The sequence below is a fragment of the Rhodococcus sp. O3 genome, from assembly GCF_048897285.1.
Lineage (GTDB): Bacteria > Actinomycetota > Actinomycetes > Mycobacteriales > Mycobacteriaceae > Rhodococcus.
This window is the reverse complement of record NZ_JBMBTE010000241.1, coordinates 1-3,752: the sequence shown is the minus strand read 5'-3', so window position 1 is coordinate 3,752 and position 3,752 is coordinate 1. Positions and strand designations below refer to the sequence as shown.

Below are 3,752 nucleotides of genomic sequence, written 5' to 3'. Positions count from 1 at the left end.
CGGAGGCCGCGGTCACGCTGACCCCGCCGGTTGCCGGTGCCTGCGGCTGCGCCGCCTCGACCTGCAGGTTGAACAGGAACCCGACCGACTCCTCCTTGAGCGCGTCGAGCATGCCGGTGAACATGTCGAAGCCCTCGCGCTGGTACTCGACCAGCGGGTCGCGCTGCGCCATCGCGCGCAGCCCGATGCCTTCCTTGAGGTAGTCCATCTCGTAGAGGTGCTCGCGCCACTTGCGGTCGAGCACCGACAGCAGGACACGACGCTCGAGCTCGCGCATCGCACCTTCGCCCGCAATGCTCTCGATCTCGGCCTCACGCCGCGCGTACGCCTTCTCCGCGTCCTCGAGCAGGATCTCCCGCAACTCGTCCCGGCCGAGGTCCTCGTTCGCCGCGACCAGTTCCTTGTAGTCGACCCCGACGGGGTAGAGCGTCCGGAGGGCGGTCCACAACTGCTCGAGATCCCAGTCCTCGACGTAGCCCTCGGAGGTTGCGCCGTCGACGTAGGCGGTGACCACGTCGCGGATCATCGACTCGATCTGTCCCTCGAGGTTCTCTCCGCGCAGGATCCGGCGGCGCTCGTCGTAGATGACGGTGCGCTGCTGGTTCATCACCTCGTCGTACTTGAGGACGTTCTTGCGGATCTCGAAGTTCTGCTGCTCGACCTGGGTCTGGGCGCTCTTGATGGCCTTCGAGACCATCTTCGCCTCGATCGGCACATCGTCGGGCAGGTTGAGCCGCGTCATGATCGATTCGAGCGCGGCGCCGTTGAAGCGGCGCATCAGCTCGTCACCGAGCGAGAGGTAGAACCGGGACTCGCCGGGATCGCCCTGACGTCCGGAGCGGCCGCGGAGCTGGTTGTCGATACGCCGGGACTCGTGCCGTTCGGTGCCGAGCACGTACAGGCCGCCCGCCGCCTTGACCTTCTCGGCGTCCGCCTTGACCTCGGCCTTGATCTTCTCGAGGGTGTCGTCCCACGCGGCCTCGTATTCCTCGGGCGTGTGCACGGGATCCAGGCCACGGCGACGCAGCGCGATGTCGGCGAGAATGTCCGGGTTGCCGCCGAGCACGATGTCGGTACCGCGACCGGCCATGTTCGTCGCGACGGTCACCGCACCGGACCGGCCGGCCTCGGCGATGATCTGCGCTTCCTGCTCGTGGAACTTCGCGTTGAGCACGCTGTGGACGATGCCGCGCTTGGTGAACTGCCGCGACAGGTACTCCGAACGCTCGACGCTGGTGGTACCGATGAGGACCGGCTGGCCCTTCTGGTGCCGCTCGACCACGTCGTCGACGACGGCTGCGAACTTCGCTTCCTCGGTCTTGTAGATCAGGTCGCCCTGGTCGACGCGGATCATCTCGCGGTTGGTCGGGATGGGGATGACGCCGAGGCCGTAGATCTGATGCAGCTCGGCGGCCTCGGTCTCGGCGGTACCGGTCATACCCGAGAGCTTGTCGTAGAGACGGAAGTAGTTCTGCAGCGTGATCGTGGCGAGGGTCTGGTTCTCGGCCTTGATCTCGACCTTCTCCTTGGCCTCGATCGCCTGGTGCATGCCCTCGTTGTAGCGGCGACCCGTCAGCACGCGGCCGGTGAACTCGTCGACGATGACGACCTCGCCGTCGCGGACGATGTAGTCCTTGTCCTTGGTGTAGAGCTCCTTGGCCTTGATGGCGTTGTTCAGGTAGCTCACCAGCGGCGAGTTCGCGGCCTCGTACAGGTTGTCGATGCCGAGCTGGTCCTCGACGAACTCGACGCCCGCCTCGTGGACGCCGACGGTCCGCTTGCGGATGTCGATCTCGTAGTGGGTTTCCGGTTCGAGCATCTGCGCGATCCGCGCGAACTCGGAGTACCACTTGCTCGACGCATCCGCGGGGCCGGAGATGATCAGCGGCGTCCGGGCCTCGTCGATCAGGATGGAGTCGACCTCGTCGACGACCGCGAAGTTGTGCCCACGCTGGACCAGGTCGTCGAGCGAGTGCGTCATGTTGTCACGCAGGTAGTCGAAGCCGAACTCGTTGTTCGTGCCGTACGTGATGTCCGCGGCGTAGGCCGCGCGGCGCTGCGCAGGGGTGAGCCCCGACAGGATCACGTCGGTGCTCAGGCCGAGGGAGCGGTGCACGCGGCCCATCCACTCGGAGTCGCGCTTGGCGAGGTAGTCGTTCACGGTCACGACGTGCACACCGTCGCCGGACAGGGCGTTGAGGTAGGCCGGCAGCACACAGGTGAGGGTCTTGCCCTCACCGGTCTTCATCTCGGCGATGTTGCCGAAGTGCAGCGCCGCGCCACCCATGATCTGCACCGTGTAGTGCTTCTGTCCGAGAACTCGCCAGGAGGCCTCACGGGCCACCGCGAACGCCTCCGGCAGCAGGTCGTCGAGGGTTTCCCCGTCCGCATACCGCTTGCGGAACTCGTCCGTCTTGGCGCGCAGTTCCGCGTCGGTGAGCGCCTCGAACTCCGGCGACAGGGATTCGACGTGCTCGGCGATGTGCTTCAGTCGCTTGACCATGCGACCTTCACCGATCCGGAGCAGCTTCGTCAGCGAAAGCACTGGGTGTTCGTCCTCAATCTCGGGTTCGTGCACGGACAAGAAAATCCGGCCGAGGGCCTCGTCGGTCCCCGGCCGGATTCCATGGTAGGCGTTCGGCCGGAGCGGTTGCGATTGCGACCGCTCCGACCGGGCATTCAGACCAGGCTGATCAGGCCGTAGTCGAACGCGTGCCGACGGTAGACGACCGACGGCCTGTCCGTTTCCTTGTCGTGGAACAGATAGAAGTCGTGGCCGACCAGTTCCATCTCGTACAGGGCGTCGTCGACGGTCATCGGCTCGGCCTTGTGCTCCTTCGTCCGGACGATCCGACCGGGACCGCCCTTGTCCTCCGCTTCGAACTCCTGTGCCAGATCCCGCGAGATTCCGAGCGAATCGTCCTGAGCGAGCACCGCGGTGGCGGCGGCAACGGAAACGGGAGTCTTGTCACCGTAGGAGACCTTGCGACGCTCCTTGGTACGCCGCAGACGGGACTCGAGTTTGTCGGTAACCGACTCGAAGGCCGCGTAGAAGCTGTCGGCGGACGCCTCGGCACGGACGATCGGGCCCTTACCCCGGGCGGTGATCTCGACGCGCTGACAACTCTTCATCTGACGGCGGTTGCGCTCGTGCTGCAGTTCGACATCGAAAAGGAAAATGGTCGGATCGAATCGCTCCAATCGGGCGAGTTTCTCGGACACGTAGATCCGGAAGTGGTCCGGAACCTCGACGTTGCGTCCCTTGACGACGATGTCTGCCTTGGGACCGGCGGCTTCGCCATCGAGACCTGCAGCGGAAACCTTGGACTTCGAAGGGGTCGTCACTCGTACCTCCCGAGTACGGCCGGTGCAGCCCGCGCACCGGCATGTTCGATGAGCGCATCAGCGCTCCGCCCGGAACCGGCGGATCGAACGTTTCCACCCGTCTACCAGTGTTTTCCGGGTCTGAGGGCGACGGTAGTACGGAACCTCCGCGAGTGCCACCGTTCCGCTGAATTTCACTCGCGCACACTTACGCGGCAGCAATCACAAGCACTCCCCATGGACGGAATCCGGCTGCTGTGAGCACTCGCACGGACTCCGTCGCGGTCGTTCCGGTGGTCATCACGTCGTCCACGAGGAGCACCGGGAACTCCCTCGGCACATCGCTTCCCCGGCGCAGCCGCACCCGTCCGGCGAGGTTCCGGTGCCGCTGCGCGGCGGACAATCCCACGGAGTCCCGGACCCCACGA

Annotated in this window: 3 protein-coding genes; all 3 read right to left on the bottom strand. The window is 65.4% G+C overall.

Translation table 11 applies throughout. The features are described from left to right. A partial coding sequence (secA, locus tag ACN675_RS28310) for a preprotein translocase subunit SecA (RefSeq protein WP_420753980.1) occupies positions 1-2,503 on the bottom strand: 2,503 nt, incomplete at its 3' end. A 176-nt stretch (positions 2,504-2,679) separates the two neighbouring features. Further along, positions 2,680-3,345: a ribosome hibernation-promoting factor, HPF/YfiA family gene (hpf, locus tag ACN675_RS28305; protein ID WP_420753979.1), complete on the bottom strand. Its 666-nt coding sequence runs from the start codon at positions 3,343-3,345 to the stop codon at positions 2,680-2,682. Between the two features lie 187 nt (positions 3,346-3,532). Then, positions 3,533-3,752: ComF family protein (locus ACN675_RS28300; protein ID WP_420753978.1), on the bottom strand; the 220-nt coding region annotated here is incomplete at its 5' end.